General features: G+C 73.6%; 27 protein-coding genes. 14 read left to right on the top strand and 13 right to left on the bottom strand.

The features are described from left to right. The first annotated feature begins 91 nt into the window (after positions 1 to 91). Together ABZU46_RS16120 and ABZU46_RS16115 are read left to right on the top strand one after the other, a co-directional pair. Complete coding sequence (locus ABZU46_RS16120; protein ID WP_354858356.1) at positions 92 to 808, top strand: hypothetical protein; 717 nt, start codon at positions 92 to 94, stop codon at positions 806 to 808. Positions 809 to 968: 160 nt separating this feature from the next. Beyond that, entirely contained in the window at positions 969 to 1,634 is a 666-nt protein-coding gene (locus ABZU46_RS16115) for a class F sortase (protein WP_354858316.1), read from the top strand. 20 nt (positions 1,635 to 1,654) lie between these two features. On the opposite strand, the gene ABZU46_RS16110 is transcribed toward ABZU46_RS16115, so the two are convergent. From ABZU46_RS16110 to ABZU46_RS16095, 4 genes are all read right to left on the bottom strand, one after another. Continuing rightward, complete coding sequence (locus ABZU46_RS16110) at positions 1,655 to 1,795, bottom strand: hydrolase (protein ID WP_354858314.1); 141 nt, start codon at positions 1,793 to 1,795, stop codon at positions 1,655 to 1,657. Positions 1,796 to 1,865: 70 nt separating this feature from the next. Further along, a complete protein-coding gene (locus tag ABZU46_RS16105; RefSeq protein WP_354858312.1) occupies positions 1,866 to 2,183 on the bottom strand; it encodes an antibiotic biosynthesis monooxygenase in 318 nt (105 codons plus the stop codon). 26 nt (positions 2,184 to 2,209) lie between these two features. Beyond that, on the bottom strand, positions 2,210 to 3,007 hold the full coding sequence (locus tag ABZU46_RS16100; protein ID WP_354858311.1) for an exodeoxyribonuclease III: 798 nt from the start codon (positions 3,005 to 3,007) through the stop codon (positions 2,210 to 2,212). Positions 3,008 to 3,044: 37 nt separating this feature from the next. Continuing rightward, positions 3,045 to 3,965 carry a PAC2 family protein gene (locus ABZU46_RS16095; protein ID WP_354858309.1) on the bottom strand — a complete coding sequence of 307 codons (921 nt, stop codon included), beginning with the start codon at positions 3,963 to 3,965 and terminating at the stop codon, positions 3,045 to 3,047. 401 nt (positions 3,966 to 4,366) lie between these two features. Between ABZU46_RS16095 and ABZU46_RS16090 the strand changes: the two genes are divergently transcribed. The 3 genes from ABZU46_RS16090 to ABZU46_RS16080 all read left to right on the top strand — a co-directional run bounded on the left by ABZU46_RS16090 (position 4,367) and on the right by ABZU46_RS16080 (position 6,279). Next, complete coding sequence (locus ABZU46_RS16090) at positions 4,367 to 5,224, top strand: peptidase M23 (protein ID WP_354858306.1); 858 nt, start codon at positions 4,367 to 4,369, stop codon at positions 5,222 to 5,224. A gap of 106 nt (positions 5,225 to 5,330) precedes the next feature. Next, positions 5,331 to 5,477: a hypothetical protein gene (locus tag ABZU46_RS16085; protein WP_354858304.1), complete on the top strand. Its 147-nt coding sequence runs from the start codon at positions 5,331 to 5,333 to the stop codon at positions 5,475 to 5,477. Positions 5,478 to 5,523: 46 nt separating this feature from the next. After that, a complete protein-coding gene (locus ABZU46_RS16080; protein ID WP_354858302.1) occupies positions 5,524 to 6,279 on the top strand; it encodes an EcsC family protein in 756 nt (251 codons plus the stop codon). 16 nt (positions 6,280 to 6,295) lie between these two features. Here ABZU46_RS16080 and ABZU46_RS16075 read toward each other — a convergent pair whose 3' ends face one another. Further along, positions 6,296 to 7,147: a GDSL-type esterase/lipase family protein gene (locus tag ABZU46_RS16075; RefSeq protein ID WP_354858300.1), complete on the bottom strand. Its 852-nt coding sequence runs from the start codon at positions 7,145 to 7,147 to the stop codon at positions 6,296 to 6,298. 187 nt (positions 7,148 to 7,334) lie between these two features. Here ABZU46_RS16075 and ABZU46_RS16070 point away from each other — a divergent pair, with 187 nt between their 5' ends. The 5 genes from ABZU46_RS16070 to ABZU46_RS16050 are packed head-to-tail and all read left to right on the top strand — an operon-like array spanning position 7,335 to position 11,910. Then, positions 7,335 to 7,598: a DUF6343 family protein gene (locus ABZU46_RS16070; RefSeq protein ID WP_354858297.1), complete on the top strand. Its 264-nt coding sequence runs from the start codon at positions 7,335 to 7,337 to the stop codon at positions 7,596 to 7,598. Positions 7,599 to 7,610: 12 nt separating this feature from the next. Continuing rightward, entirely contained in the window at positions 7,611 to 9,026 is a 1,416-nt protein-coding gene (locus ABZU46_RS16065) for an NADP-dependent succinic semialdehyde dehydrogenase (protein ID WP_354858295.1), read from the top strand. A gap of 52 nt (positions 9,027 to 9,078) precedes the next feature. Next, positions 9,079 to 10,044: a TIGR03885 family FMN-dependent LLM class oxidoreductase gene (locus tag ABZU46_RS16060; RefSeq protein WP_354858292.1), complete on the top strand. Its 966-nt coding sequence runs from the start codon at positions 9,079 to 9,081 to the stop codon at positions 10,042 to 10,044. A gap of 37 nt (positions 10,045 to 10,081) precedes the next feature. Beyond that, positions 10,082 to 11,656: a Na+/H+ antiporter gene (locus ABZU46_RS16055; protein WP_354858291.1), complete on the top strand. Its 1,575-nt coding sequence runs from the start codon at positions 10,082 to 10,084 to the stop codon at positions 11,654 to 11,656. Continuing rightward, complete coding sequence (locus ABZU46_RS16050) at positions 11,653 to 11,910, top strand: UBP-type zinc finger domain-containing protein (RefSeq protein WP_354858289.1); 258 nt, start codon at positions 11,653 to 11,655, stop codon at positions 11,908 to 11,910. Before ABZU46_RS16055 ends, ABZU46_RS16050 begins: the two co-directional genes overlap by 4 nt. Before the next feature lie 43 nt (positions 11,911 to 11,953). Here the strand turns inward: ABZU46_RS16050 and ABZU46_RS16045 are convergent, their stop codons facing one another. The 5 genes from ABZU46_RS16045 to ABZU46_RS16025 all read right to left on the bottom strand — a co-directional run bounded on the left by ABZU46_RS16045 (position 11,954) and on the right by ABZU46_RS16025 (position 17,890). Beyond that, the gene (locus ABZU46_RS16045) at positions 11,954 to 13,279 is read right to left on the bottom strand and encodes an MFS transporter (RefSeq protein ID WP_354858286.1); all 1,326 of its coding nucleotides are present in this window, start codon (positions 13,277 to 13,279) and stop codon (positions 11,954 to 11,956) included. Continuing rightward, positions 13,279 to 13,419 (bottom strand): hypothetical protein, encoded by a 141-nt coding sequence (locus ABZU46_RS16040; protein ID WP_354858284.1) that lies wholly within the window; start codon positions 13,417 to 13,419, stop codon positions 13,279 to 13,281. Before ABZU46_RS16040 ends, ABZU46_RS16045 begins: the two co-directional genes overlap by 1 nt. A 127-nt stretch (positions 13,420 to 13,546) precedes the next feature. Continuing rightward, entirely contained in the window at positions 13,547 to 14,797 is a 1,251-nt protein-coding gene (locus ABZU46_RS16035) for a DUF222 domain-containing protein (protein WP_354858282.1), read from the bottom strand. A 144-nt stretch (positions 14,798 to 14,941) separates the two neighbouring features. Then, positions 14,942 to 15,205, bottom strand: coding sequence for a hypothetical protein (locus ABZU46_RS16030; RefSeq protein ID WP_354858280.1), 264 nt, complete (start codon positions 15,203 to 15,205; stop codon positions 14,942 to 14,944). 75 nt (positions 15,206 to 15,280) lie between these two features. Then, a complete protein-coding gene (locus ABZU46_RS16025; protein WP_354858278.1) occupies positions 15,281 to 17,890 on the bottom strand; it encodes a glycoside hydrolase family 9 protein in 2,610 nt (869 codons plus the stop codon). Between the two features lie 273 nt (positions 17,891 to 18,163). Between ABZU46_RS16025 and ABZU46_RS16020 the strand changes: the two genes are divergently transcribed. Next, on the top strand, positions 18,164 to 18,889 hold the full coding sequence (locus ABZU46_RS16020; protein WP_354858276.1) for a protein phosphatase 2C domain-containing protein: 726 nt from the start codon (positions 18,164 to 18,166) through the stop codon (positions 18,887 to 18,889). A 7-nt stretch (positions 18,890 to 18,896) separates the two neighbouring features. On the opposite strand, the gene hrpB is transcribed toward ABZU46_RS16020, so the two are convergent. Genes hrpB through ABZU46_RS16005 form a run of 3 tightly spaced genes read right to left on the bottom strand, consistent with a single transcriptional unit; the run spans position 18,897 to position 22,511 of the window. Beyond that, positions 18,897 to 21,416 carry an ATP-dependent helicase HrpB gene (gene hrpB, locus ABZU46_RS16015; RefSeq protein WP_354858355.1) on the bottom strand — a complete coding sequence of 840 codons (2,520 nt, stop codon included), beginning with the start codon at positions 21,414 to 21,416 and terminating at the stop codon, positions 18,897 to 18,899. A 28-nt stretch (positions 21,417 to 21,444) separates the two neighbouring features. After that, positions 21,445 to 21,645: a DUF397 domain-containing protein gene (locus tag ABZU46_RS16010; RefSeq protein WP_354858273.1), complete on the bottom strand. Its 201-nt coding sequence runs from the start codon at positions 21,643 to 21,645 to the stop codon at positions 21,445 to 21,447. A 41-nt stretch (positions 21,646 to 21,686) separates the two neighbouring features. Continuing rightward, positions 21,687 to 22,511, bottom strand: coding sequence for a helix-turn-helix transcriptional regulator (locus ABZU46_RS16005; RefSeq protein ID WP_354858353.1), 825 nt, complete (start codon positions 22,509 to 22,511; stop codon positions 21,687 to 21,689). Positions 22,512 to 22,695: 184 nt separating this feature from the next. Here ABZU46_RS16005 and ABZU46_RS16000 point away from each other — a divergent pair, with 184 nt between their 5' ends. From ABZU46_RS16000 to ABZU46_RS15990, 3 genes are read left to right on the top strand one after another with little or no spacing between them, the layout of a single operon-like run. Then, positions 22,696 to 23,322, top strand: a complete 627-nt coding sequence (locus ABZU46_RS16000) for a GPP34 family phosphoprotein (protein WP_354858351.1) — start codon at positions 22,696 to 22,698, stop codon at positions 23,320 to 23,322. Between the two features lie 48 nt (positions 23,323 to 23,370). Then, a complete protein-coding gene (locus ABZU46_RS15995; protein WP_354858271.1) occupies positions 23,371 to 24,894 on the top strand; it encodes an APC family permease in 1,524 nt (507 codons plus the stop codon). Continuing rightward, positions 24,891 to 25,481 carry a GNAT family N-acetyltransferase gene (locus ABZU46_RS15990; RefSeq protein ID WP_354858269.1) on the top strand — a complete coding sequence of 197 codons (591 nt, stop codon included), beginning with the start codon at positions 24,891 to 24,893 and terminating at the stop codon, positions 25,479 to 25,481. The genes ABZU46_RS15995 and ABZU46_RS15990 overlap by 4 nt, the downstream gene beginning before the upstream one ends. The last annotated feature ends 33 nt before the right edge of the window (positions 25,482 to 25,514 follow it).

The following is a 25,514-nucleotide window of genomic DNA, read 5'->3' as shown; positions in this document are numbered from 1 at the left end:
GTGATGTGCGACCGGTAATGAGAGGATCGATCTGGTACGGCAGGCCGGGCGGTCCGCTGCCCGGCGCGGTCCTACGGCGTCGAGAGGGGGCATCGTGGCAGTGACCCGCGGCGGCGTGACCCTGTCGATGGTGACCGTGCTCGCCGGCCCCCTGCTGGCCGCCCTCCCCGCACACGCCGCACACGCCGCTGGCGGTCCGGTGGCCGCCGCGTCGGTGCTCGCCGCGCCGGCTGCCCTCGTCTCCGTCGCCGCCGTGCCCGGTGCGCTCGTCTCCGCTGGTCTCGTGCCCGTCGCCCGCCCGCTCGTGCTCGTCGCGCCGGCGCCCGGGGGTCAGCCCGAGGGCCAACCCGGAGGCGCGCCCCAGCCCGCTCCGCCGGTGGACGTCTTCGTCGAGGTGAGCCCCAGCACGGTGCAGCCCGGCTACCTGGTCGGCATCCGGGCCAGCTGTCGGGACAACTCGGTGGGCGCCACCGTCGTCTCCGACGCGTTCGGCGCGGTCGGCGTGCAACCGCAGCGCGGCGTGCTCACCGCCGCGCCGATGGTGCGCGAGCGCACCCGCCCCGGCAACTACCGGGTCAAGTTGGAGTGCCGCGACGGCGAGACCGCGTCGACCATGCTCCAGGTGGTCAAGAAGGTGCCGTCGCCCCAGCCCAGCCGAGGCCCGGCCACCGGCTTCGGTGGCAGCGCCGGGGGGATGACCGGCAACCTCTTGCTGCCCGGCGGCGCGGCGTTGACCATCACCGGGCTGATCCTCGCCGTGATGGCCCTGCGTCGACCCCGTACCGTCCGTGGCGTCGCGCGCCGCTGAGCCCGCCATGGAAATCTTCCGCCCCACACCCCCGCCCGCCGGCTCCCGCCCGCCCACGGGTTCCCGCCCGCCCGCCGGTTCGTGGTCGCCCGACGACGCAGAGCCGGCCGCCGGCTCGCGGCCGGTGCGCGATTCGCGGGTCCCCGTCGACCGACCACCGGTGGCCGCCCGTCCGCCGGTCGCCGTCGCTCCTCGGCGCAGCCGTCCGTCGGGCCGTAGCCCCTGGTCGGTGCCGCTGGCGGTGGTGCTGGTCCTGGCGGGCGTCTTCGCCACCGGGGCGGGACTGGGCCGCTCGGTCGGCCCGTTCGACTGGGCCCCGGCAGGTGGTGACCGCCCGGCCCGCAGCGAGACGGTCGGGTTGTCGGCCAGTCGCCCGGTGCGGCTCACCGTCCCGGCGATCAAGGTGGCGGCGCCGGTGGCGCCCGTCGGGCAGGCGCGGGACGGCACGATCGCCGTACCGCCGCTGGAACGGCACAACGAGACCGGCTGGTACGACCGTGGGCCGACGCCCGGCGAGCCCGGTCCGGCGGTCATCGTGGGGCACGTGGACACCAAGAGCGGCCCGTCGGTCTTCTACGACCTGGGCAAGCTGAAGCCCGGTGACCTGATCGAGGTGGCCCGCGCGGACCGGTCGACGGTGGTGTTCAAGGTCGACACCGTCGAGCACTTCCCGAAGGACCGGCTGCCCGCCGAGCGGATCTACGGCCACGACGGCCCCGCCGGCCTGCGGCTGATCACCTGCGGTGGCCAGTTCATCGGCGGTCGTACCGGCTACGCCGACAACGTGATCGCCTTCGCCACCCTCCAGTCGTCGCGCAAGCCCTGACCCGCGCCCGCCGGGCCGCGTCAGCTCAGGAAGTCCAGGAGTTGGCGGGTGGTCTCGTCGGGGGCCTCTTCCGGGATGAAGTGTCCGACCGGCACCGGCCCGCCGCGCACGTCGTCGGCCCACTCCCGCCAGATCGCGAACTCTTCGAACCCGTCGAACATGGCCGGACGCTATCAGCGCACGTCGCCGCCCGGGCGGGGTTCCGTCGAGCCCGGGATCGTCGGCAGGTGGTCAGGGCTGGGGGACGTGCAGGGCCACCTCGAACTCCAGGAGGCTGGCGCCGGTGGAGACCGGCGGGCGGGGCTTGTCGCCGGGGGCGGCGGCGTGGGCCTCGCGCGACGGGCCGGAGGCCCAGGCCTGGTACGCCTCCTCGCTCTCCCACCTCGTGTAGACGAAGTAGCGGGTCTCGCCGGACACCGGCCGGAGCAGTTCGAAGCCGAGGAAGCCGGGGGAGTTCTCCACCGCGCCGGCCCGCGCCGCGAACCGCTTCTCCAACTCGGGGCCGGCGCCCGGCGGAACCTCGATTGCGTTGATCTTCACGACTGCCATCTGCCCACCCTAGCCAGCGCCGGCGCTCAGAACGCCTCGACGGCGGGGACCAGATCCGCGTCGACCACGATCGGGGCGTGATCGGAGGGGCCCTTGCCCTTGCGGGCCTCCCGGTCCACGTACGCCGAGCGGACCGCCCGGGTGAACGGCGCCGAGGCGTACACCAGGTCGATCCGCATGCCCTTGTTCTGGTGGAACATCCCGGCGCGGTAGTCCCAGTAGGTGAACGGGTGCGGCCCCTTCATCGGGGTCGGCACCACGTCGCTGAGCCCGAGGTCGCGCAGCGCGGCCAGGGCGGCCCGCTCGGCCGGGGTGACGTGCGTGGAGTGGGTGAAGACGGCCGGGTCCCAGACGTCGGCGTCGGTCGGGGCGACGTTGAAGTCGCCGCAGACGGCCAGCGGCAGGCCACCGGCGAGCTCCGCCTCCAACGCGTCGCGCAGCGCCGCGAACCAGGCCAGCTTGTACGCGTAGTGCGGGTCGTCCGGCGTCCGGCCGTTGGGCACGTACACCGACCAGACCCGCAGCCCGCCGCAGGTGGCGGAGATGGCCCGGGCCTCCGGTGCGGGAAAGCCCGGCTCACCCGCGAAGCCGACGCGGACGTCGTCCAGGCCGACCCGGGACAGGATCGCCACCCCGTTCCAGCGGCCGTCGCTGTGGCTGGCCACGGTGTAGCCCAGCTCGCCCACCTCGGCCACCGGGAACGCGCCGTCCGGGCACTTCGTCTCCTGCAGGCAGACGACGTCGGGCCCGGTGCCGGCCAGCCACTCCAACAGCCGGGGCAGCCGGGCCTTCACCGAGTTCACGTTCCAGGTCGCCAGGCGCATGTCTCCACCCTGCCGCATCCGGTGCCGTGTCGCCGGGTCAGCTGCCCGGGGTGTCGCCGGGACGGGTCTGTTCGGCCAGGAACCGTTCCAGCTCCGCGCCGAGCTCGTCGGCGGTGGGCAGCGGACCGGCGTCGGGGGCGAGCAGGTTCCGCTCGCCGCGACCCCGGGCGAACGCGTCGTACTGCTCCTCCAGGGCCTGGACCAGGGCGGCAGCGTCCTCGGTCTGGGCGACCTGCCGGTCGATCTCCACCCGGACCACCTCGGCGGCCGAGCGCAGCCCGTCGCCGGGCAGCAGCAGCCCCGTGCTGCGCGACACCGCGCTCAGCAGCACCTCGGCAGCGGCCGGGTACTCGGTCTGGGCCACATAGTGCGGCACGTGCGCGGCGAACCCGAGCGCGTCGCGACCCTGCTCGCCGAGGCGGAACTCCAGCAGGTGACCGACGCTGCCGGGCACCTGGACCCGTTGCAGCCAGGGCTCGTACCCGCTGATCAACTCCGGACGGGTGGCGTGGGCGGTCACGCCGGTCGGCCGGGTGTGTGGCACCGCCATCGGGATCGAGTTGAGCCCGACGGTGAGCCGTACGTCCAAGCGGGCGGCGAGCCCCGCGACGGCGGCGGTGAACCGCTCCCACTGCAGGTCCGGCTCGGGGCCGGTGAGCAGCAGGAAGGGTGTCTCGTCGTCGTCGTTGAGCAGGTGCAGCTCCAGCTTGGGGGCGTCGAAGCTCTCCCAGTGGTCCTCGACGAAGGTCATCACCGGTCGCCGGGAGCGGTAGTCGAAGAGCTGGTCCACGTCGAAGGTGGCGATCGGCCGCCCCTCGAGCGAGGTGAGCAGCTGCTCGCGGGCCAGCCGGCTGGCGTTGCCGGCGTCCACGAACCCGGTCAGGGCCTGGACCAGGACCGGCTGCCCGAGGTCGGGCAGATCGTCGGTGAGCTGATAGAGCTCGTGTGGGTCGAGCACCGGTGCGGACCTCCCTGGAATGTGCCTACGCGGATGCCGGCGCGGTGGACGGCACCCGATTCGGGCAACGTACCCGCCATCCTGGCGCATTCCTGCGTCGGGCGATCCGTCGACCGCCGACTGGGCGCGATCGGACGAACCACCCGATTACGCCGAACGGCCGATGGGCGGTTCGGCCCAAAGGCCGAGTTTGTCGATCATGTCGGTCCGCGCGGCCCGATGTCCGCACCTGTCGCCGTCCGTGCCGGCCCACGTGCCGCGCCGGTTTCCTCCGGTACGCGAGGTCCGTTCCCCGGGCGGGTCGAGCCGCCCCGCTCGTCCACCCGAGGACCCCGATTCTGTGGCGAGGGCCACGTGATCACCGTGCGTGATCGGGGTTTCCGCCTGCCTAGCCTCGGTTGATGCGTGACGACGGCACCCTCGACGACCCGTACGCCCCGAGCAGCCCCACTACCGAAATGGAGGAAGGCACCTCAGCCGAACGGACAACCGCCGCGAGTCGGCTTCGGGCGTACGCCCGCGACCTGACCGGTCGACGCCGCGCCCAGGTGGCCCTCGCCACCGGCGTGGTCTGCTGCCTCGCTCTGGCCGCCGTCGCACAGGTCCGCGACGAGACCGCCGGCGCGGCGACGCGGGTCGACTCGAGCGCCGAGCTGGCGCAGCGCGCCGAGCAGGAGCGCGCGTCCCGCTCTCTCGACCGCGCCGCGACCCCCTCTGCTGCCCCCTCTGCCACCCCGTCCGCCTCCGCGACCTCCGCTGACCCGGACACCACCTCGCGTGCCCGCACGGTCGCCCCGGCGCAGCCGACCGACCCGGCGCCGGTCGCCGGCCTGGACGACGACCAGATGGAGAACGCCGAGGCGATCGTCCGTACCGGACGCAAGATGGGTGTCCCGCGCCGTGGCCTCGTCATCGCGGTGGCGACCGCCATGCAGGAGAGCAACCTCTACAACGTCGCCAGCGGCGTGCTGCCGGAGTCGCAGGACTACCCGCACCAGGGCGTCGGCTGGGACCACGACTCGGTCGGTCTGTTCCAGCAGCGCTCCAGCAGCGGCTGGGGCCCGGTCGGCCGGCTGATGGACCCCGAGTTCGCCACCCGGCAGTTCCTCAGCGCGCTGGAACAGGTGCCCGGCTGGCAGCAGATGCGGCTCACCGACGCCGCGCAGGCGGTGCAGGTCTCCGCGTACCCCGAGCACTACCAGCAGCACGAGTGGCGGGCCACCCGGGTGGTCGACGCCATCGTGCCGGCCAGGCGGTAGCCTACCGACCACTGTGGACGGTGAGGGTTGAGCCTGTCGCGTCCCGGGTACATCCGTTGCTGGTTCGGGGTACACATGACTGAGGGATCACCGACAGGAGGACGTTATGTCTTTGATGCAGCGGATCAGCACCTTCCTGAGATCGCCCAAGGGTCAGCAGCTGGTGGACCGGGGTCGGCGCGAGCTGGCCAAGCCCGCCAACCAGCAGAAGCTCAAGGGGTTGGCGGCGCGACTGTCCAACCGCCGTCGCTGACCGCGCCACCGGCCGTCCTGCCCGTACCCACCCCTGGGGAGACCCGGTGACCGACACCCCGCCCAGCGGCGGTCAGCCCGCCGCGCCCACGCCCGAGCCGTCGGCCGGCCTGCCGGCCGTGCCGGCGGCCGCGCCCGAGGGCCCGCCGGCCCGACTCTGGGACCGGATGCGCGACGATCCGCAGTACGCCCCAGAGCACCTCGCCCTGGAGGCGGTGCGCCGGCTCGGGCCGGAGGCCGCGCAGTGGGCCGCCCGCGCCCGCAGCGAGCACCCCGGTGTCTCGTCCGACGTCCTGGCCGACCAGGCGGCCCGCAAGTTCGTCAACCTGGCTCGCCTGTCCGGGGCGGTCTCCGGAGCGGCCGGGCTGCCCGGCGCCGTCCTCGACGTCGGCGTGCTGGCCTGGACCCAGGCGCGCATGGTCCTGCACATCGCCGCCGCGTACGACGTCGACCCGCTGCACAGCGACCGGGCCACCGACCTGCTCGTGCTCCAGCGGGTGCACAAGGTCGCCGAGAGCGCCCGCCTGGCGCTCGGGGTGGCCGCCGGCCGGGAACGCGCCGCCGCGCTCTTCGGCCTGGGCGGCCAGCGCCCGCTCGGGCGGGTCATGTTGCAGCTCGGCGTCCGGCTGGCGCAGATGGCCGGCGTCCGGGCCGCCAAGCGACTCGTCGCCAAGATCGTTCCGGGTGCGGCGATCGTGCTCGGCACCTGGGCCAACTCGTCCGCCACCAAAGACCTGGCCGAGCGCTCACGGGCGCTCTATCGTCGGCGCGGCACCGCCGTCCCGGAGCCTCGCCGCTCCTGAACCGCCCTCGGGTGGTTCAGTCGGCCAGGCCGGACGAGCGCCAGGTCACCTCGGCCAGCCGGCCCTGACCGGTGGCGTTGGGGTGGAACCAGTCCAGCGGGTTGAGCAGGTCCAGGGTGAAGCGGACCTTGTGCGCCGCGCCCCCGTCGTGCCGGCAGCGCGAGCCGTACGCCCGGCAGGCCGCCACCAACTGCGCGTTGTACGCGTCGATCCGGTCCCGGACGGCGGCCCGGCGGGCCTTGTCGGCGGGCGCCGTCGACGTCGCGTTGGCCAGTAGCGCCGGGCAGATGCCCCGCCGCCACGCTCGTGCCGCCCGCGCGTCGCCGTGCCCCACCTCCCAGAGCCGGTAGAGGTCGGGGATGCTCACCACCAGCACCCGGGCCTTCGGCCGGCCGGTCCGCAGCACCCGCAGGCCCCGGTCGACGTCGGCCCGGAACTGGGTCACCGGGGTCATCGCGTCCACGCCGCCCCGGCAGATGTCGTTGGCGCCGATCAGCACGGTGACGTAGTCGGCGCGGTCGCGTACGGCCGCCTGGGCCTGGCCTTCGAGGGCGTCGGCGCGGGCGCCGGGCCGGGCGTGGTTGTACGCCTTGCCGCGGATCGCGGGATTCTGGTCGAGCAGCCGGCGATAGTGGCTCTGCACCCGCAGGCCGTCCCCGGTCGACCAGGAGTTGCGCTCGCAGGAGGTGAGCACCAGGCAGGAGGCGAAGCCGGTGCTGATCGAGTCGCCGAGCGCGGCGATGCCGCCGGGCCCGCCGGACGACGGCGGGCTCTTCGTGGGACGGGGGGAGGCCGACGTGCCGCCCTCGCAGGCCAGCGCGACCAGCGCGGCGAGACAGGCCAGGGCGGCAACCCAGCGTCGAGGCATGACATCCCCCGTCTCGCAGCACAGAGCGACAGCGCGGTAACTCTATGCGCTGGACGTGGTCGGGCGGGAAGTTGCTGTCGGGTATGTGGCCGAGCGCCGTCGAAAGAGCCGCATGAGTGCTATAAGCGCCACCAGCGCGCGCGATTGCTACCGGTTAACAGCGCCGATCGGGGGTAGCTCAGGAGGTATGACGAGATCGCAGCCCCGGCGTGCCCGTGGCACGGTCGGCCACGCGTACAGCGCGCTGAACCTCCGGCTCACCCTCGCCGGCTTCGGGTTGGTGATCATGGTGCTGTTCGCGGTGCTGGCGTTCTGGGCGGGGCTCGCCTGGCTCGGCGTGCTCTGCGCGATCTTCGCAGTCGTCGCCGTGGTCGACCTGGTCGTGATCCAGCGCCGCCGCGCCGCTCGCCGCCGTGAGGAGCCGGGCGTACGACACTCGCTGTTCGAGTGACAGGAGGACGAGATGCCCCACATCGCCACCACCAACCCCGCCACCGGACAGGTGCTCAAAACCTACGAGGCGATGTCCACCGAACAGCTCGACGCCGCCATCGAGCGCACCGACCTCGCGTACCAGCAGCTGCGCGGCACCACCGTCGACCAGCGCGCCCGGTGGATGAACGCCGCCGCCGACCTGCTGGACGCCGAGCGCGACGAGATCGCCCGGATCATGACCACGGAGATGGGCAAGACGTACGTCGCGGCCCAGGCCGAGGTGACCAAGTGCGCCACGGCCGCCCGCTTCTACGCCGACAAGGCGCCCGCGTTCCTCGCCGACCAGCCGGCCGACGCCGCCGCCGTGAAGGCGACCCGGGCGTTCATCCGCTACCAGCCGATCGGTGTGGTGCTCGCGGTGATGCCGTGGAACTTCCCGCTCTGGCAGGTGATGCGCTTCGCCGCCCCGGCGCTGATGGCCGGCAACACCGGCCTGCTCAAGCACGCCTCGAACGTGCCGCAGACGGCGCTGCTGCTGGAGGACGTGTTCCGTCGCGCCGGCTTCCCCGAGGGGGCGTTCACCACAGTGCTGGTGGGCTCGGACGCTGTCGAGCGGATCCTCGCCGACCCCCGGGTCCGCGCCGCCACCCTCACCGGCAGTGAGGCGGCCGGGCGTTCCATCGCCCAGATCGCCGGCCGGGAGGTCAAGAAGACCGTGCTGGAGCTGGGCGGCAGCGACCCGTTCGTGGTGATGCCCTCGGCCGACCTGGACGCCGCCGCCGAGGTGGCCACCACGGCCCGCTGCCAGAACAACGGCCAGTCCTGCATCGCCGCCAAGCGGTTCATCGTGCACACCGACGTCTTCGACGCCTTCGCCGAGAAGTTCGTTGCGAACATGGCCGCGCTGCGCGTCGGCGACCCCATGGACCCGGGCACCGACGTGGGTCCGCTGGCCAGCGAACGCGGTCGCGACGAGGTGCACGCCCAGGTGCGCGACGCGGTGGACAAGGGCGCGACGGTGCTCTGCGGCGGCGAGCTGCCCGCCGGCGACGGGTGGTACTACCCGCCGACCGTGGTCACCGACCTCACGCCGCAGATGCGGATGTGGTCCGAGGAGGTCTTCGGGCCGGTCGCCGGCCTGTACCGGGTGTCCTCGTACGAGGGGGCGATCGAGGTGGCCAACGGGACCAGCTTCGGCCTCGGGTCGAACGCCTGGACCCGGGACGCGGCCGAGCAGGAGCGCTTCGCCACCGACCTGGACGCCGGCAACGTCTTCATCAACGGGATGACCACCTCCTACCCGGAGCTGCCGTTCGGCGGCGTGAAGAACTCCGGCTACGGCCGGGAGCTGTCCGAGCTGGGCATGCGGGAGTTCTGCAACATCAAGACGGTCTGGGTGGGCGAGGGCGCGGCTTCCGCCGGCGCCGGCGCGCACGCCGAGTAGCTTCCCGCGCGGCACGCATCACCGGACGCCGTCATGGGTAGGAAGTGCGCCCATGACGTCGTTCGGATTCCACGCCTCCCACGAGCAGATCCCTCCGCGCGCCCTGCTGGAGGCGGTGATGCACGCCGACCGGGCCGGCTTCGACGCGGCCATGTGCTCCGACCACTTCTCCCCGTGGAGCGCCCGGCAGGGCGAATCCGGCTTCGCCTGGTCCTGGCTGGGTGCCGCGCTGCAGGCCACCGGCATGCCGTTCGGCGTGGTCAACGCCCCCGGTCAGCGGTACCACCCGGCGATCATCGCGCAGGCGATCGGCACCCTCGGCGCGATGTACCCGGGTCGGTTCTGGGCCGCGCTGGGCACCGGCGAGGCCAGCAACGAGCACATCACCGGCGACGCGTGGCCGCGCAAGGACGTCCGCGCCGCCCGGCTGCGGGAGTGCGTGGACGTGATCCGGGCGCTGCTGGCCGGTGAGGAGGTCAGCCACGACGGTCTGGTCCGGGTGGACCGGGCCCGGCTGTGGACCCGCCCCGAAGAGCCGCCCGCGCTGGTCGGCGCGGCCGTCAGCGTGGCCACGGCCCGCTGGTGCGCCGAGTGGGCCGACGGGCTGATCACCGTGAACGCGCCGGTGGAGCACCTGCGCGAGATGATCGACGCGTACCGGGACGCCGGTGGCCGCGGCCCGCTGCACCTCCAGGTGCACGTCTCCTGGGCGCCGGAGCAGGCGCAGGCCGAGGCGCTCGCGTACGACCAGTGGCGCAGCAACGTCTTCGTCCCTCCGGTCTGCTGGGACCTGGAGACCGTCGAGCACTTCGACGTCGTCTCGGCCGACGTGCCACCCGAGCGGATCGCCCAGGTGGTGAACATCTCGGCCGATCTGGGCCGGCACGTGGGCTGGCTGGAGGAGTACGTGGCGCTCGGATTCGACCAGATCGCCCTGCACCATGTCGGGCAGGAGCAGCGCGGGTTCATCGACGCGTTCGGCGCCGAGGTGCTGCCGAAGCTGCGCCCGGGCGGCTGATCGGGCGTCGGCCGACCGACCCCTAGGCTCGTACCCCATGGAAAGCCTGTTTCCGGTCGTCGTCTTCCTGGCGATCGCCACCCTGGGCGCGGCGCTGGCCCGCCGGCTCGGCCTGCTCGCGCCGATCGTGCTGGTCGTACTCGGCCTGGCGCTTTCGTTCGTGCCGGGCTTCCCGCAGATCCGGCTCGACCCGGAGCTGGTGCTGATCGGCATCCTGCCGCCGCTGCTGTACGTCGCGGCGTTGGAGACGTCGGTGCCGGCGTTCAAGAACAACATCCGGCCGATCCTGCTGCTCGCCGTGGGCCTGGTGCTGTTCACCGCGTTCGCGGTGGGCGTCGTGCTGCACCTGCTGCTGCCGCAGGTCCCGTTCGCGATCTGCCTTGCCCTCGGCGCGGTGGTCGCCCCGCCGGACGCCGTGGCCGCCACGGCCGTCGCCCGCCGCGTCGGGCTGCCCCGCCGGGTGGTCACGATCCTGGAGGGGGAGAGCCTGGTCAACGATGCCACCGCGCTGGTGCTGCTGCGGGTCGCGACCATGGCCTCCATCGGCACGGCCGTCGGCACCGACAAGATCGCCCTCGAGGTGCTGCGGTCCACCGGCGGCGGCATCCTGATCGGGGCGCTCGGGGCGCTGGTGTTCGGCTTCCTGCACCGGCGGATCAGCGACCCGCTGCTGGACAACGCACTGTCGTTGATCATCCCGTTCGCGGTGGTGTTCACCGCCGAGCACCTGCACGCCTCCGGTGTGGTCGCGGTGGTCGTCACCGGTCTGGTGCTCGGGCACAAGCTGCCGCAACTGCTGTCGGCGGCGTCCCGGTTGCAGGTCGGCGCGTTCTGGCGGCTGGTCCGGTTCCTGCTGGAGGGACTGGTCTTCCTGCTGGTCGGGCTGCAACTGCGGGAGGTGCTGCGCGAGCTCGACGAGCCGACCGGCTCGCTCATCCTGATCACCTTCGCGGTGCTCGCCACCGTCTTCCTGACCCGGTTCGTGTGGCTCTTCCCGGCCACCTACCTGGCCCGGTTGGTTCCCCGGATCCGCCGTCGGGATCCGGCCCCGTCACCGAAGTTCCCGATCATCATCGGCTGGGCCGGAATGCGGGGCGTGGTGACGCTCGCTGCCGCCCTGGCCCTCCCGCTGACCCTGGCCGACGACGAGCCGTACCCCCGGGCCCTGTTCATCTGGCTGGCCTTCGCGGTGATCGTGGTCACCCTGGTCGGTCAGGGCGCCACGCTGCCGCTGGTCGCCCGGCGGTTGAAGCTGCCCCAGGACGACCCGGTGCAGGACGCGTTGTCGGCCGCCGGAGTGCAGCAGCAGGCCAGCAGGGCCGCACGGGACCGGTTGGAGGAGTTGGCCGAGAGCGCACCGGGGTCCGTGGTGGACCGGCTGCGCCGGGTGCAGGAGGACCGCACCAACATGGCCTGGGAACGGCTCGGCGGCGACGAGCGGGAGACCCCGTCGCAGGCGTACGGTCGGCTGCGACAAGAGATGATCGACGCCGAGCGGGACGTGTTCCGGGCCGCCCGGGACGCCGGTCGAATTCCTGAGGAGGTGCTGGTGCGGGCCTATCGTGACCTGGACCTGGAAGAGTCGTTGCTGCGGCAGGAGGTCGAGCAGTGAGCTGTCAGCACCTGACCGAGGCCGGCACCGCCGAGCCGCGCACCCCCGACGAGTGCGCCGACTGCGTCGCCATCGGCGACACCTACTGGGTGCACCTGCGTACGTGCCTGAGCTGCGGCCAGGTCGGCTGCTGCGACTCGTCGCCGAACCAGCACGCGAGCAAGCACTTCGCGTCCACCGGCCACCCGGTGATCCGCTCGGCGCAGCCCGGCGAGGCCTGGCGCTGGTGCTTCGTCGACGAGGAGATCGGCTGACCGGTCCCGGACAGCGCTGGCCGGCCTGGCGCTCGGCCACCGCTCACCGGCCGCCGGTCCGGCGCGGCGTCGCGGGGCGGCCGGCCAGGGCCCACCGGGTGAGCGCGGGGCTGGCCAGGCCCACCACGGCGAAGAGCGCGCCGACGGCCAGCCAACCGGGCGTCCCGCCGTCGAGCACCACGAGCGTCAACAGGGCCGGGCCGGCGGCGCGGGCCAGACCGGCCAGCATGCCGTCCGCTCCCTGGTAGGCGCCGACCGCGTCCGGCGGGGCGAGGTCGTAGGCGAGTCCCGTTCCGCCAGCGCTGTGCCACAGGTCACCGGCGGTGTAGACGACGGTGGCGACCAGCAGCAGTGCGACAGCCGCGGCGGTGGGCAGGCGGGCGGTGGCCGCGTACAGCAGCATCGTGGCGGCCAGCACCAGGCCGGCCCGGCGCATCGTCCGCGCCGCCGCAGCGGCGGTGTCCGCGCCCCGGCTCAGAGGTACCGCCAGCAGGACGGTGAGCACCGTGTTGGTCAGCAGCACCGCCGACACGACCGGCGGGGGCGCTCCGACCACGGTCACCGCCCAGAGCGGCACCACCAGCGTGAGGACCGTCTGATGCAGGGCGAGCACCGCCGACGCGCCACTGACCGCGAGGAAACGGCCGTCACGCAGCGGCCGTCCACGGCGGGCAGTGACCGTCGGGGCCGGCACGGTCGTGGGCTGCGCAGCCGGGGCTGGCACGGTCGGGCGCTGCGCGGTCGTGGGCTGTGCGGTTGGGGCCGGCGCGGTTGTGGGCTGCGCGGTTGGGGGACAGGCCGGCAGCCGCAACAGCAGCGCCGCCGACACGAGATAGGTGGCCGCGTTGCCGGCCACCAGGATCTGGTACGCCAGGTGCGTGTCGGCGGCCAGCGCGAACCCGGCCAGACCCGCCCCGACCGCGATGCCCAGGTTCGCCACCGCCCGTAGCGTGGCGAAGGCGTGCACCCGACCCTGCGGGCCGGCGACGGCGGCGATCAGCGCGGCGCGGACCGCGAGGTTGCCCGAGGTCAGCAGCAGGTCGAGCACCGCCACGACCAGGAACACCGGAAACGAGCCGACCAGCAGGTACGTTGCCGCGACCACCGCCTGGAGCACCTGGAGGACGGCCCGCAGCGTACGCGGGTCGCGCCGGTCGGCCAGACTGCCGAGCGGCACGCTGGCGGTCAACCCGACCAGCCCGGCGACGCTGAGCCCGACGCCCACCTGGGCGGCGGACAGCCCCACGTCCCGGGTGAGATAGATGGCCGCGCCGGTCAGCCACAGTCCCGAACCGACGGTGTTCGCCAACGTGGCGAGGGAGAGGGTGCGCAGCCGCCCGGCCGGCGGCAGCGGCGACACACCCCGCATCAGCGTGAGATGACCATGGCCGAGGCGGAGTCGATGACCCGGTCGCTGTGGGTGGCTGGGTCGCCGTCGGTGGCCTGGGCGCGGCGCGTGGCCCGGTTGTTTCCGGTGGCCCGTTCGAACGTGTCGCCGTTGACCGTCATGGTGGCGACGCTAGGCAGGCCGGGCGGAGTTGGCGGTCCCGAAAGACGCGAGGCCGGTCACACCGCCCCGCCACGATGGTGTGGATCCGAGGGCCCCGCTCGTCACAGCTGGTGGGCTGGGCCGCGGTCACGTCCGCCGGTGGTAGTGGTTGCGGCGGGGGAGTTGGTCCGGGTCGAGCCAGGCCGGCGGGACGAATTCGGGGTGGCCGTCGAGGCCCAACCGGACGGTCCACTCGCCGTGGTGGAGGTGTCGGTGGTGGTGGCCGCAGAGGAGCACCGCGTTGGCCAGGCTGGTGTCGCCGCCGTCGGCCCAGTGGTGGATGTGGTGGGCGTCGCACCAGCGGGGTGGGCGGTCGCAGCCGGGGAAGGCGCAGCCGCGGTCGCGCAGGACGAGGGCGCGGCGGAGTGGGCCGGTGATGAGGCGGCGTTGTCGGCCGACGTCGAGTGGTTGGCCGGCGCTGCCGAGGACGGCGGGGAGGATGGCGGCGTCGCAGGCGAGGCGGCGGACCGTCTCCGGGGTGAGGCGGGGGCCGGTGTCGAGGGTGCCGGCGTCGAGCTGCCGGGCAAGCGTGTCGAAGCTGGTGGTGACGACGATCTGCGCGGGCTCGCCGCCGTGCTCGGGTAGCTCGCCGGTGCGCAGGGTGAGGCGGCAGAGGTCGGCGAGGGCGTCGTGGCGGCGTTGCCCGGGACTGCGCGCGTCGTCCGGGCCGGACGGCGCGGTCAGCGGGTCGATCGCGGCGCGGAGCAGGCCGCCGGCCTCGGCGTCCAGGGTGCCGCTCAGCCGCAGGCGGCCGTCCGACAGCTCGGACAGGGTGACGTGACGGTCCCGGTCGGAGCGGCGGGCCTCGGCCTCCAACGCGGCCCGGGCAGCGGCTTCGGCGACCTCCGGTGCGACATGGTCGAGGATCCGGGTGCCCAGCTTGCGCAGGAGAGTCGGCTCGAACTGCCCGGCCCACCCGACCAGCACGCCGACCGCCTTGTCGGCGGCCTCGGCGCCGGCGGCCATGTGCACCGTGCTGACCGTGTCGCCGATGACGCGGGCCTGCTCCACTGTGATGTCGCCGCCGGCCAGAGCGGCGCGCACCCCCGGCGCTCCGGTGTCCAGCGCGCTGGCGAGGTCGACCAGGCGGCGGGCGGCGGAGACCGTGAGTCGTAGCCGCTCACGCAACCAGACGGCCGTCGAGGACGCGCCCTGCGCCTGGGCCGTGCCGCGGCCGTCCAGCTCACGCACGAGGGCCAGCTGCACGGCCGCCAGGCGCTGCTCAAGCCGGTGCGCGGTGTCGAGTGCCGCGACGAGGTCGGGCTCGGTGAGTGCCCAGGCCGGCGCGTCGACGCACGCCGCGACCGCCGCCTCAGCCTGCGTCAACTCCTCCACCATGGACCGAGAATAGAACAGGTGTACGACAACTTTGATGCTGCCTACATCGGCGGTCGTCTCATACGGCTCAGGCTGGTTGCCGGGTGCGGGCCGCTCTGCTGTCCCGATTGCCGCCGGCCGTCAGATCGACAATGGAAGCGGGCCTCAGGGCATGCCGCCGGAGTCGCTGGCCACGCCGCTGTCGTAGGCCCGGTTGTCGTCCCCGCCGTACCCCTTGCCGCGCAGACTGCCACGGCGCTGGCGGCGCTGCTCGTGTCCGCTGGTCCGGATCGCCTGGCGGGCTCGGCGCATCGTCTCCTCGGGCCCGTCGGCCTGGTTCCGGCGACGGCGCCGCAGTGCGAAAAACGGCAGGACGGCCAGCAGTAGCGCTGCCGCCGCCCCGGCCAGGAGCCACGTTCGTCCATCCATGCTCGTGATGGTAGGTACGCAGGTGCAGCCGTGCTGGTGGCCGCCCGGGGGAGGGCGGCCACCAGCCGTGCCTGCTCAGGACAGCGAGCAGGGGTTTCCGTTGACGGTGACCAGACCCGGCCTGGGGTTGGCACCGCCGTTGGTGGTGGCGTTGAAGCCGAACGTCACCGTGCCGCCGGGCGCGATCTTGGCGTTGTACGACTCGTTGCGTGCCGTCACCGTGGCGCCGGCCTGGGTGACCTTCGCCAGCCATGCCTCCCGGACGCGCTGGTCACCGGTGAACGCGAACCGCACGGCCCAGCCGTTGACGGTGGTGGCGCCGGTGTTGCGCACGGTCAACTGCGCCGTGAAGCCGGTGCCGCCCTGCCAGGCGCCGTAGTTGACGTAGCTCACCGAGCAGGTGCTGGCCGGCACCGCGCCGGCCTCGCCCTGGTCGGCCAGGAACGAGGAGATCCAGGCCAACGCCGAGTTCCAGTTGATCGCGACCTCGTTGGTCGAGTACGAGTTGATGTCGTCGACGTAGCAGAACATCGGCTTGCAGCCGGCGAGCAACTGCGCCGCGAACGGATCCTGCAGGGCCGCGTTCGCGCCACCGGCGAGGGAGCCGTCGGGCGGGCGGGGCAGGCCGGGGTTGAGCTGGTGGCCGAAGATCCGGCTGTGCTGGTTCTGCGCGTTGTGTTCGCCCCAGCCGGTGACGTACGAGATGTTCAGGGCGTTGCGGCCGAGGATGTAGTCCATCGCCTGGACGGCACCGTCGCGGTAGGTGGCGTTGCGGGTCAGGTCGAAGGCGGTGGCCAGGACGATGGCGTTGTTGATGATGCTGCTGTTGCCGCCCCAGAAGTAGCTGTTGGCGTCACCGGGCATCGGCAGCCCGTACGCCTGCCGGCGCAGCTCGGCCAGGTACGCGTCGGCGGCGCCGGTGACCGAGGCGCGGACCCGGGTCAGCTCGGCGGCCGGCAGCCCGCTCGGCACGGTGGCCAGGTCGAGGCGGCCGAGCGCCGCGACGCTCTGCCAGCCGAAGCCCCGCGGGTCGAACACGTCGCCGGTGTGGTGCGGCGAGGCGCTCAGGTCGGTCAGGTAGGTCTGCTCCCCGGTGCTGAGGTACAGCTCGACCGCCGCCCAGTAGAACTCGTCGGTGACGTTGCTGTCGTCGTACGCGCCGCCGCCGGTGCCGTCGTTGGGGCTGGCGTACACCGCGGGATGGGCCTTGGCGGCGGCGTAGGCCGTCTTCGCGGCAGTGGCGCAGCGGCGGGCGAACGCCGCGTCGTAGGGGGCGAACAGCCGTGCGCACTGGGCGGCGGTGGCGGCCAGGTTGAGGGTGGCCGCGGTCGACGGCGGGTGCAGCTCACGTGGCTGCGGGTCGTCCTGCGGGGCGAGCGGCAGCCCGGTCCAGTTCTGGTCGTGGATCTTGTGGTGGACCATGCCGGCGAGGGGCTTGCCGGCCGGCACCTGCATGCGCAGCAGGAACTCCAGCTCCCAGCGGGCCTCGTCGAGGATGTCCGGCACGCCGTTGCCGCGCTCGGGCACCCGCAGCGAGCCGTCGGCCAGCCTCGCGCCGCCGTCGGCGGTGGCCGCCGTCTTGGTCCGCTCGAACGTGTTGAGCAGCTGGTAGGTGGCGATGCCGCCGTTGACCACGTACTTGCCGTGGTCGCCGGCGTCGTACCAGCCGCCGCGCACGTCGAGGGAGTAGTCGCAGACGCCGGGCTGGCAGGGCACGGTGGTGTCGCCCCGGTTGGGGGCCACGCCGAGGTGGCCGGCGGGGCGGGCGTACTCGTCGCCGATCAGGTCACCGTCGATGGCGATGCCGCTGCGCTGGGCGTAGAAGAACTGCAACGAGTCGGCGCGCAGCCGGTCGTAGAGGGTGCCGGAGATGTCGAACGGGTGGCTGGTCTCGCCGTCGACGGTCAGGGTCAGCCCGCTGCCCGGCGTGCGGTAGCTGGAGAAGTCGACGGTCTGCACGTTCTGCCCGGAGGCGGCGTCCACGCCGCGCGTGGTGGTCGTGCCGCTGGCCAGGACGGCGCCGGCGGCCGAGCGCAACTGCCAGGGCAGCGGCCCGGTGGCCTCGGTGACCACTGTGGCGTTCTTCGGGCCGCCGGGCAGGTAGCCGACCTGGTTGACGCGCACCCGTGGCCCGGTGTCCGGCTCGTACGGCTCAGGCGGCTCGCCGCCGCGCAGCGAGACGTCGTCCAGGCAGATGGTCTGCGTCGCGGCGCTGCCGCCGACCTGGAAGATCAGTTGGGCGTTCGGGTTGTCGTCCGGCACGGTGAAGGTCTTCTCGACCCGCTGGGCGGTGCCGGTCGCGGTGGCGTCCACAGCGGCGTACGTCGTGTACGGGGCGCTGCCGAGCTGCAGCACGGCCTTGACCGCCGCGCCGGGGGTGGCGGAGACGGCGAAGCCGAGGGTGTATTCGGCGCCCGCGATCAGCGGCACCCCGTCCTGGCCGATGCCGGCGTCCCAGGGGTTGGCCAGCCCGCCGGGGACCGTGGTGCAGAGCCGGCCGTCGGTGACCGCGAGCGCGCCGGTGCCGAAGGAGAACCAGGGGCTCACGCCGGCGCTGAAGTCGCCGTTGTCGATCTGCTCGGGGGCGTCCGGTGGAGGGTCGGCGTGGGCCGCGCCGGCGCCCGCGCCGGTGAGGGCCAGGGTGGTCGCCGCGGCCAGGAGGAGGCGGCGTCGGGATGGCGTCACGGGGAGTCCTTCCGGGACGGGAAGAGGAACGGTGATGGTGGTGCGGTGGTGTCGAAAACCTGGGAGCGCTCCCAAGTATCGGCTCGATGTTTCCAGCGGCGGATCGCCCTGTCAATTGATCCGACTGGATGGGTTCTGGCGCGCGACGAGGGCGGCCGGTCCGGCCGCGCACTGTCGTCGCGTCGGCTGGGCAGCGTGAGATTGGCCGCGCCACGCCCCGTCGTCCTGATCTCCTAGAGACAACTGCGCCCTTCGCCTGGCAGGCTGCCTCCCATGACCCTGAAGCTGCGTTCCGTGGGAACGAGCGACCGTGGGCTGATCCGCAGCGGAAACCAGGACGCCCTGCACGCCGGCACCTGGCTCGTCGCCGTCGCCGACGGCATGGGCGGAATGGCCGCCGGTGACCTGGCCAGCTCGCTCACCATCGACGCGGTCGCTCCGCTGGACGTGGAGACACCCGAGGACGCTCTGGTGGCCGCCCTGCAGGACGGCATCGCGCTGGCCACCGCCCGCATCCGGCAGGCGGTCGCCGACGACCCCGAGCGCCAGGGCATGGGCACCACGCTGACCGCCCTGCTCTTCGCGCGTACCGGCAGCTGCCTGGCCCTCGCCCACGTGGGTGACTCGCGGGCCTACCTGTTCCGCGAGGGTGTGCTCAAGCAGGTCACCCGCGACGACACCTTCGTCCAGATGCTCGTCGACCAGGGCGTGATCACCGCGGACCAGGCGAGCAGCCACCCGCGCCGGGCGGTCGTCACCCAGGCGTTGCAGGGTGAGGACGTCTCCCCGTCGTACGCGACGATGGTGCCCCGGGCCGGCGACCGGTGGCTGCTGTGCAGCGACGGCCTCTCCAACGTCGTCCGCCCGGACACCCTGGTCGAGGTGCTCACCGGCTACCCGGACCGGTCCGCCTGCGCCGGCAAGCTGATCGACCTGGCGCTGCACGCGGGCGGGCCGGACAACGTCACAGTGGTGGTGGCCGACGTCGTCGAGGAGTAGCCCCTCCTCAGCGCCGACGCGGCGCGGCACGCCGGGTTGGCGTCGCCGTGCCCGGGTCCTCCGGCCACGGATGTCGGGGATAGCGGCCGCGCAGCTCCGAGCGGACCTGCGGATAGCCGGTACGCCAGAACGACGCGAGATCCGCGGTGACCGCCACCGGGCGGCCGGCGGGGGAGAGCAGGTGCAGCAGCACCGGCACCCGGCCGCCTCCGACGCGCGGGGCCGCCGGCCAGCCGAACGTCTCCTGAAGCTTGACCGCCAGCACCGGCGCCGCCGGATCGGCGTAGTCGACCCGTATCCGCGAGCCGCTGGGCACCTCGATGCGTTCCGGCGCCAGCTCGTCGAGGCGCGCGGCCTGGGCCCACGGCAACAGCCGGCGCAGCGCCGAGGTCACGTCCACCCGGCTCAGGTCGGAGCGTCGCCGGGCAGCGGCCAGTTCCGGCCCCAGCCACGTCGGGGCGGTCGCGAGCAGCGCCTCGTCGCTGACGTCGGGCCACTCGTCGCCGAGGTGGTGCCGGCAGAACGCCATCCGCTCGCGCAGCCCCCGTGCCGCCGGCGTCCACGGCAGCAGCCCCAGCCCCTCCTGGCGCAGGCCGGACAGCAGCGCCGCCGCCACCTCCGCCCGGTCCGGGCGGTCCAGCCGCCGCGCCACCAGCTCGATCGCGCCCAGCCGGGTCACCTCCCGGGCCACCACGTCCCCGTCGGACCAGCCCACCTCGCGGCGCGTGGACAGCAGCGGGCCGGCCGCCTCTCGGGCGGTCGCCTCGTCCAGGGGGGTGGCCCGACGGATCCGCGCCGACGGCGCGCCGGGGCGGCGGTCGGCGACGGCCACCGCGAGCCAGTCGGACCCGGCCAGCCCCGATCCGACCGCCAGCTCCGCGGCGGTCCCACCCGTCATGAGGTACGCGGACCCGCCCGGCCGCCGCACCCGGGCCAGCCGCTCGGGGTACGCGAGACCGACCAGCAGCCCGGCGGCGAGATCGTCGGTGAGTCCGCCCGAGGCTGCCCGCCCACCGGCGGGCAGCGCGGCGCGTAACCGGCGTACCTCGGTGCGCCAGCGGGCCGTGGCGCCCGCGTCGGTCCCGGCGCGCAGCCGACGCCAGCCGGCCACCAGGTCGTCGCCCGGGCCGGCCGCGCTCTCCTCGGCGAGCAGGGCCACCACCTCGGCGGCGCGGTCCGCGCCGACCCGACCGGCGCCGTCGAGCAGCGCACGGGCCAGCCGCGGGTGCGCCCCGGCGGAGGCGATCACCCGGCCCCGCCCGGTGATCCGGCCCGTCCCGTCGACCGCGCCCAGCGTCTCGAGGGTGTCCCGGGCCACCGCCATCGCCGCGGCCGGCGGCGGATCGGGCAGCGCCAGCCCGACGCCGTCGGGGCGCCCCCAGGCGGCCAGCTCCAACGCGAACCCGGTCAGGTCGGCGGTGGCGATCTCCGGCTCCGGCCGGGCGGGCAGCCGCTCGTGGGTCGCCTCGGACCAGCAGCGGTAGACGTACCCCGGGGCCTCCCGGCCGGCCCGGCCGGCCCGCTGGGTGGCGGCGGCCCGGGAGACCGGCACGGTGATCAGCGCGCCCAGTCCACGGGCCAGATCGATGCGGGGCACCCGGGAGAGTCCGGCGTCCACCACCACCCGCACGCCCGGCACGGTGAGGCTCGTCTCGGCCAGCGCGGTGGACAGCACCACGCGACGCCGGCCGTCGGGGACGCCGGGCCGCAGGGCCGCGTCCTGCTCGGCGGCGCGCTGGCGGCCGTGCAACGGCAGCAGGTCGACGGTGTCCCGCAGGTCGCCGAGCCGTCCGGCGACCGCGGCGATCTCACCGGCCCCGGGCAGGAAGACCAGCACGTCGCCGTCGTGCTCGCGTAGCGCCCGACGGACGGTGGCGGCCACGTGGTCGAGCAGGGCGCGGTCCACCGGCCCGGCCCCCGGCGGCGCGACCGGCCGCGGCGGCGGCGCCCAGATCCGCCGTACCGGGTGCAGCGCCGACTCGGCCCGGACCACCGGGGCGGCGGCGGTCCCGCCGAGCAGCGCGGCGAACCGGTCGGTGTCCGGCGTGGCGGACATCGCGAGCAGCCACAGGTCCGGTCGGAGGGTGGCCCGGGCCTCCACCGTGAACGCGAGTGCGAGGTCGGCGTCGAGCTGCCGCTCGTGGCACTCGTCGAGCAGCACCGCACCGGTGCCGGGCAGCTCCGGGTCGTGGTGCAGCCGGCGGACCAGCAGGCCGGTGGTGACCACCTCGATCCGGGTGGCCGGGCCGACCCGGCGCTCACCGCGTACGGCGTAGCCGACCCGGTCGCCGACGCGCTCGCCGAGCAGCTCGGCCATCCGCCGGGCCGCGGCGCGTGCCGCCACCCGCCGGGGTTGGGCGATCACCACCCGGCCGTCGACCCGGTCGGCCACCGCCAACGGCGCGAGAGTGGTCTTGCCGGTGCCCGGCGGGGCCACCAGGACCGCGGCGCCGGCCGCGTCGAGCGCGGTCAGCAGCGCCGGCAACGCCGGACGGACCGGCAGGTCCAGGGTTACGTCGGAGAGCACGGCCCAGTCTCGCACCGGTGCGGGGGACTCAGCCGCGACGGACCTCGGGAAGACCGTGCAGGAACGAACGCCAGGCGGCCGAGCCGAACGCGAGCACCGGGCCGGAGCGATCCTTGCTGTCCCGGACGGCGACCCGACCGTCGACTGTCGCGACCTCCACGCAGTTGCCGTTGCCACTGCTGCGCGTGCTGGTGCGCCAGTCCGCCCGGGTCAGGTCGAGCGCCGTCATCCGTGGTACCTCTCGTCTGCGTCGGCGTGCCGCAGACGCGGTCACGCAAAGTTACGAGAAGCCTCCTTGAGGTGGGTCAGCGACGCCCCCGGATCGAGTGCCATCCGGCACAGCTCCTCGTGCAGAAGGCTATACCCGAGCACATGATCGGCATCCTCCAGAGCCAGGCCCATCGTAAGGTTATCCAGGTAAACCACTGACGCGTCGGCGGCGTCGGCGAAGTTGAGGATCACGTACGGGGTGGTCATCGCCGGATGCTCGCCGGCCGCGAACGGCAGTACCTGAATTGTCACGTTGGGTAACTGGGCGATGTTGCTCATGTGGGCCAGTTGCTCGGCCATCACGGCGGGGCCGCCGACCGGGCGCAACAGCACGGCCTCGTTGAGCACCACCGACAACCCGACGGGGTCCTCGCGGCGCAGCACCTCCTGGCGGCGCAGCCGGGCCGCGACCTTGCGCTCCACGCCGTCCTCGCCGGCCGTGCGGCGGAAGATCGCCCGGGCGTACGCCTCGGTCTGCAGCAGTCCGGGCACCGACTCGGCCTCGTACGTGCGCAGCGCCGCCGCCTCCGCCTCCAGTCCGACGTAGAACTCGAACCACTCCGGCAACACGTCGCTGTAGTTCTGCCACCAGCCGCGCTGCTGCGCGCCCCGGGCGATCTCGATCAGCGCCTCGGCGTCCGCGCCGGTGACCTGGTACAGGGCGAGCGCCGCCCGCACGTCGCGGGGCTTGATGCCGATCTGCGCGGTCTCGATCCGGGACAGGTTGCTCTTGGACATGTCGAGCTGGCGGGCGGCCACGTCGAGGGTCATGCCCGCCCGTTCCCGGAGCTGGCGGAGCTCGCGTGCGATGCGCCGACGGCGCACGGTGGGGCTGGCGGCGGGCCGGATGGTGGAGGCGGCGGTCACCGTCCGAGTCTGTCACGACAAGATCCGCAGGTCGCGCCTGCACGGAGTGCAACTTTCAAATCTGGGAGTTGCGTTGCAGTAGCCGTCGGTGCATCCTTTTCCGGGCGCGAACACTGTGGACACAGCCGAGCGGGAGGACCGTTTGCTCATCGCCGACGAGTTCTTTCTCATCGCCCACAACGACACCCGCGGCAAGGCCAAGCTCCACCCGGCGGCGACCGGCCTCGGCCTGGCCGCCGGGCTCCTCGGTGAGCTGACCCTCTACGGGCACATCACCGTCTCGGGTGGACAGGTCACCGTCATCGACCGGCGCCCACCCGCCGACGCGCTGGCGCACACCGTGCTCGACCAGTTGATCGGTGAGTCGCAGCACCGGGCCGTGAACGTCTGGCTCAGCTTTCTGGCGCAGAGCGCGACGACCTCGGTGGGCGAGCGGCTCGCCCGGGCCGGCGTACTGCGCCGCCACGAGAGCCGGCGGCTGCTCCGTACCTCGGTCAGCTATCTGCCGATCGACCTCAACGCCGTGGCCTGGCCGGCCACCCGGCTGCGGGCGCTGCTGGAACGCCCCGACCCGCCGAGCGTGCCGGACGCGCTGCTGCTCGGCCTGGTCGTGGCCGCCGGGCTGACCCGCGAGGTGCTGTGGAGCGCCGGCCCCCGCGCCCACCACCGGCTGAACGTCCTCATCCCCGCGCTACCGGCGCCCCTGAAGGAGCTCGTCGGGCACACCGAGGCCGCCGTCGGCGCAGCCGTGCTGCGCGGCATCCCCTGATTCCCCCGGTAACCCCAACCCCTCCCCCTCGACATCCGGAGTAGTCGTATGCCATCGACATCGACAGTCGACCGACCCAGCAATGTCTCCGAAGCCCTCGCGAGGGGACGCCTCGGCGTCCCCTCGGTCATCTTCTTCGTCCTGTCCGCAGCCGCGCCGCTGACCGTGGTGGCCGGCGTCGTCACCACCGGCTACGGCGTCATCGGCGTGACCGGCATCCCGCTGGCCTTCCTGGTGGTCGCCGCAGTGCTCGCCCTGTTCTCGGTCGGCTACGTGGCGATGTCCCGCCAGGTCGAGAACGCCGGCGCCTTCTACGCCTACATCTCGCGTGGCCTCGGCCGGCCGGCCGGCGTCGGCGCCGCCTGGGTGGCGCTGATCGCGTACAACGCGCTCCAGGTCGGGCTCTACGGCACCATCGGCGTCGCGGCCGAGCCGGTGCTCGACCGGATCTTCGGCGGACACCCGCACTGGTCGATCGTCGCCCTGGTGGCGTGGGCGCTGGTCGGCCTGCTCGGCCTGCTGCGGGTCGACATCAACGGCCTGGTGCTCGCCGCGCTGCTGGTCGCCGAGATCGTGGTCATCCTCGTCTTCGACCTGGGCCAGCTCGGCAACCCGGCCGACGGTCAGGTGAGCTTCGCCGCCCTGTCGCCGGACAACCTCTTCGTGCCGGGGGTGGGCGCGGTGCTGGTGCTGGCCATCCTCGGGTTCGTCGGCTTCGAGTCCGCGGTGGTGTTCAGCGAGGAGAGCAAGGACCCGAAGCGGACGGTGCCGCTGGCGACGTACCTCTCGGTGGCGATCATCGCCGGGCTGTACGCGCTCTCGTCCTGGACCATGACCGTCGCCGTCGGGCCGGACAAGATCGTCGCTGAGGCCGGGGAGCAGAGCGTCGGGCTGATCTTCAACCTGGCCGCCGCCCAGCTCGGCGACACCGCGGTCACCATCGGGCAGGCGCTCTTCCTGACCTCGGTGCTCGCCGCGATGATCTCGTTCCACAACACCACGGCCCGCTACACCTTCGCGCTGGGCCGGGAGCGGGTGCTGCCGGCGGTGTTCGGGCAGACCTCGCCGCGGACCGGCTCGCCCCGGGCCGCGTCGCTGGCACAGAGCGTCCTCGGCCTGCTGGTCATCCTGCTCTACACCGTCAACGGCTGGGACCCGGTGGTCCAGCTGTTCTTCTGGGGCGGCACCACCGGCGGGTTCGGCGTCCTGCTGCTCATCGCCACCACCTCGGTGGCGGTGATCGCCTACTTCGTCCGCCACGGCGGCGAGACCCTCTGGCGCCGGGCCATCGCACCCGGCCTGGCCACCGTCGCACTCGTCGTGATCATCTGGTTGGCCGTGTCGAACTTCGCCAACCTGCTCGGCGTCGCACCCGACTCCAACCTGCGCTGGGAGCTGCCCGCCGTCTACCCGGTGGCGGCCGCGCTCGGCATCGCGTGGGCGCTGCTGCTGCGCACCAACCGTCCGGACACGTACGCCCGGATCGGTCTCGGCGCGGCGAGCGCCGCGGCGGCCGTGCGGTCGGGGGAGCAGCCGACGCCGACGCCGGCTGGTGCGGAGGTGTCCCGATGAGCGTGGCCGTCGAACGGCTCGGGCCGCAGGACACGGCGCTGGTCGCCAACCGGATCGCCGAGGCGTTCACGGCCCTGGAGGTGACCTCCTGGCTGGTGCCCGACGCGAGCAAGCGCGAGGCCGTGCTGGCCGGGGACTTCGAGATCCTGGTCGACCACGCGATGCGGCACGGGTTCGTGCACGCCACCGCGGACCGGGCCGGAGTCGCGGTCTGGTTTCCGTCGGTCGGTGAGCCGGCCCCGCCGCCGCCTGACTACGACGCCCGGCTCGCCGCCGCGTGCGGCGAGTGGACCGACCGGTTCCAGCATCTCGACGAGTTGTTCGCGGCGAACCACCCGCATCCGGACCACCACCACATGGCCTTCCTGGCCGTGCAGCCGGGACGGCAGGGGCACGGGTTGGGCACCGCGTTGATGAGGCACCACCACGCCTGGTTGGACGCCAACGGGATGCCTGCCTACCTGGAGGCGAGCAGCCCGCGCAGCCGGGACCTGTACGCGCGGCACGGTTACCGGGCCGGCGAGCCCTTCCGGGTGCCCGACGGCACGCCGTTCTGGCCGATGTGGCGGGAGCCCGCCGGCCGCTGACGGGACCGGCCGGGCCGCTGCCCCTGAGGGAGC

It is taken from the genome of Micromonospora sp. NPDC005197 (assembly GCF_040608295.1).
Classification (GTDB): Bacteria; Actinomycetota; Actinomycetes; order Mycobacteriales; family Micromonosporaceae; genus Micromonospora.
The sequence above is the reverse complement of the archived record's forward strand: the minus strand, read 5'-3'. Positions and strand labels throughout refer to the sequence as shown.

Excerpts from the sequence above, each read along its gene's own strand:
- ABZU46_RS15995 (WP_354858271.1), top strand. The coding sequence starts at position 23,371 with ATGCCATCGACATCGACAGTCGACCGACCCAGCAATGTCTCCGAAGCC.
- ABZU46_RS16070 (WP_354858297.1), top strand. The coding sequence starts at position 7,335 with ATGACGAGATCGCAGCCCCGGCGTGCCCGTGGCACGGTCGGCCACGCG.
- ABZU46_RS16035 (WP_354858282.1), bottom strand. The coding sequence starts at position 14,797 with ATGGTGGAGGAGTTGACGCAGGCTGAGGCGGCGGTCGCGGCGTGCGTC.
- ABZU46_RS16075 (WP_354858300.1), bottom strand. The coding sequence starts at position 7,147 with ATGCCTCGACGCTGGGTTGCCGCCCTGGCCTGTCTCGCCGCGCTGGTC.
- ABZU46_RS16085 (WP_354858304.1), top strand. The coding sequence starts at position 5,331 with ATGTCTTTGATGCAGCGGATCAGCACCTTCCTGAGATCGCCCAAGGGT.
- ABZU46_RS16065 (WP_354858295.1), top strand. The coding sequence starts at position 7,611 with ATGCCCCACATCGCCACCACCAACCCCGCCACCGGACAGGTGCTCAAA.
- ABZU46_RS16040 (WP_354858284.1), bottom strand. The coding sequence starts at position 13,419 with ATGACGGTCAACGGCGACACGTTCGAACGGGCCACCGGAAACAACCGG.
- ABZU46_RS16055 (WP_354858291.1), top strand. The coding sequence starts at position 10,082 with ATGGAAAGCCTGTTTCCGGTCGTCGTCTTCCTGGCGATCGCCACCCTG.
- ABZU46_RS16100 (WP_354858311.1), bottom strand. The coding sequence starts at position 3,007 with ATGCGCCTGGCGACCTGGAACGTGAACTCGGTGAAGGCCCGGCTGCCC.
- ABZU46_RS16020 (WP_354858276.1), top strand. The coding sequence starts at position 18,164 with ATGACCCTGAAGCTGCGTTCCGTGGGAACGAGCGACCGTGGGCTGATC.
- ABZU46_RS16010 (WP_354858273.1), bottom strand. The coding sequence starts at position 21,645 with ATGACGGCGCTCGACCTGACCCGGGCGGACTGGCGCACCAGCACGCGC.
- ABZU46_RS16030 (WP_354858280.1), bottom strand. The coding sequence starts at position 15,205 with ATGGATGGACGAACGTGGCTCCTGGCCGGGGCGGCGGCAGCGCTACTG.
- ABZU46_RS16060 (WP_354858292.1), top strand. The coding sequence starts at position 9,079 with ATGACGTCGTTCGGATTCCACGCCTCCCACGAGCAGATCCCTCCGCGC.
- ABZU46_RS16110 (WP_354858314.1), bottom strand. The coding sequence starts at position 1,795 with ATGTTCGACGGGTTCGAAGAGTTCGCGATCTGGCGGGAGTGGGCCGAC.
- ABZU46_RS16045 (WP_354858286.1), bottom strand. The coding sequence starts at position 13,279 with ATGCGGGGTGTGTCGCCGCTGCCGCCGGCCGGGCGGCTGCGCACCCTC.
- ABZU46_RS15990 (WP_354858269.1), top strand. The coding sequence starts at position 24,891 with ATGAGCGTGGCCGTCGAACGGCTCGGGCCGCAGGACACGGCGCTGGTC.
- ABZU46_RS16090 (WP_354858306.1), top strand. The coding sequence starts at position 4,367 with ATGCGTGACGACGGCACCCTCGACGACCCGTACGCCCCGAGCAGCCCC.
- ABZU46_RS16105 (WP_354858312.1), bottom strand. The coding sequence starts at position 2,183 with ATGGCAGTCGTGAAGATCAACGCAATCGAGGTTCCGCCGGGCGCCGGC.